Source organism: Ruegeria sp. CL3, from assembly GCF_056536505.1.
Genome location: NZ_JBQFPT010000031.1, coordinates 1 through 1,839, shown reverse-complemented (window position 1 = coordinate 1,839; position 1,839 = coordinate 1). Strand labels below are relative to the sequence as shown.

Genomic DNA, 1,839 nt, shown 5'->3' with positions numbered 1-1,839 from the left:
CGTGGTTTGCCGTGGGACTTGGGGAAGAAAGGCTCAAGACGCGCCACCTGCGCATCCGTCAGCCAGAAAAGATCAGACATGGTCACCGCTCGATTTTCGAACCGTGAATCACGCAGCAAAGCGGAAATCAATGGGTCCTGACCCTAACCGTACTGATGGCGCGCCGCCGTCCATCGGTATCCGTCACCGGCTGTTTCCAGATATCCCAGACCGGGAAGAGAGATGTGCGACCCGCCCATCATTATGCGATCCGCAGCAACCATATCCATAGTCTTGACGCGGGTTTCACGTGCCAAATCCTGATCAGTGTCAAAGCCAATGGTCACGGCGGGCATAGCGAGTTGCACCGTTGGAACATGAACAATGTCGGCCGCAATAAGCAGGACATCGCCGTCACTTTCGAGCATCAGGCCCGTATGGCCGACGGTGTGGCCGGGCAGCGCCATAGTCGAGAGCCCAGGAGCGATTGCGGTTTCTTCAGCGCCAAAAGGCTCAATCCGTTCGCCAAAACCATCGAGGGCGGAGCGTGCAAGGTCAAACGCAGCTTTGAAGGCATCAGGAGCCTGCGCCTGAATCTCCTCGCTGGTCCAGAAATCGATGTCAGCGCTCGCTACCCGGAGTGTCGCGTTCAAATAAGGATTACCAGCTGGCGAAACCGTGCCGCCGATGTGATCGCCGTGCAGATGGGTGAAGACCACCGTGTCAATAGCGGCCGGATCAAAGCCGAGGGCGTTCATCACGGAGGGCAACTTGCCAAGGGTCGGTCCGAAGATTTCGCCGGTCCCCGAGTCGACCAATATTTTTCTATCACCAATTTCGACCAAAAACGCATTGACCGCGCTCGGATGCGCGTCGGTGGCTATGTGCGCATTGTCGAGCAAGGTCGCGAACTCTTCCGGTGTTACACCGGAGAGCATTTCAGGTCCGATCGAAATGAACCCATCGGACAGCACGTGCACCGTCGCCGAGCCCACCTGGTAGCGCCGCGCCGCTACGAGGCCTTCCGCTCCGAGGGGCGCGACGTTCCACCCCAATGCAGCGAGGCCCGAAGTGATGCCTGTTCCGGCCAAGAATACGCGTCTGTCCATGATTGTTCTCCCAAATTTCTCGAGACTACCCCTCACTGTTGCTACCCTAGCAGTAATGGGGACGGCGTGACACTAAGGTTGAATGCGGCGCCCGTTGAAAATTCAGTGATCGGCCAATCGCCGCTCGGTCTAGGCGAGCTCTGCAAAGGAAATCCATTGATTGCCGCGCAATCGACAAAGGTCCGGTATCACTGGCTGCGCTGCAACGCCCAAGTGTTCTGGCGAACGACCGCTTTGGGCCGTCCTCAAGAGAGCGCTCTAGTCCTCAAACGAAAATGCTGCGCTTGCCTAAAGGTCTGCCTTAAACCCAAGCCGGACGTGTCGAATGCGCTTCAACCGACTTTCTTGGAGTACATGTGCGAATTCGTTGTTGAAAGGTCAGGTGATAATTCGAAACCTGCCTTTTTAAGCACCCGAGCGCTTGCCGGGTTTTCAATGCTGACACCTCCCAGCAGCCTCACCGGGCCGTCCTTTTCTGCCGCTGACACCAAACCTTGGACGAGTTCTGTTGCGACCCCCTGACCCCAAGTTGCTTCACCGAGCAAATCGCCAATATGAAGTTCTGGCGCTTGCGCGTCACTGGGGTCGGACGCCAAAATCAACAGTCCGACTAATTCGGAGCTGCGCCTCCAGTTGACAAGAAAAACGTCGCTTTCCTCAGCGCGTTCGTCCACCCAAGAAGCAATGTCGTCATCTCCGCTCAGGTGCAGAGGTGATGGAAGATGTTCAAGCACACGGCGTGACAATATCG

Annotated in this window: 2 protein-coding genes and 1 pseudogene; all 3 read right to left on the bottom strand. The window is 56.8% G+C overall.

The annotated features are described in order from the left end of the window. Nucleotides 1–80: pseudogene (locus tag ACR0NO_RS22135) on the bottom strand (IS5/IS1182 family transposase); the annotation flags it as partial. Between the two features lie 63 nt (nucleotides 81–143). Next, nucleotides 144–1,088, bottom strand: coding sequence for an MBL fold metallo-hydrolase (locus tag ACR0NO_RS22130; RefSeq protein WP_480725715.1), 945 nt, complete (start codon nucleotides 1,086–1,088; stop codon nucleotides 144–146). A 332-nt stretch (nucleotides 1,089–1,420) separates the two neighbouring features. Beyond that, a partial coding sequence (locus tag ACR0NO_RS22125) for a GNAT family N-acetyltransferase (RefSeq protein ID WP_480725714.1) occupies nucleotides 1,421–1,839 on the bottom strand: 419 nt, incomplete at its 5' end.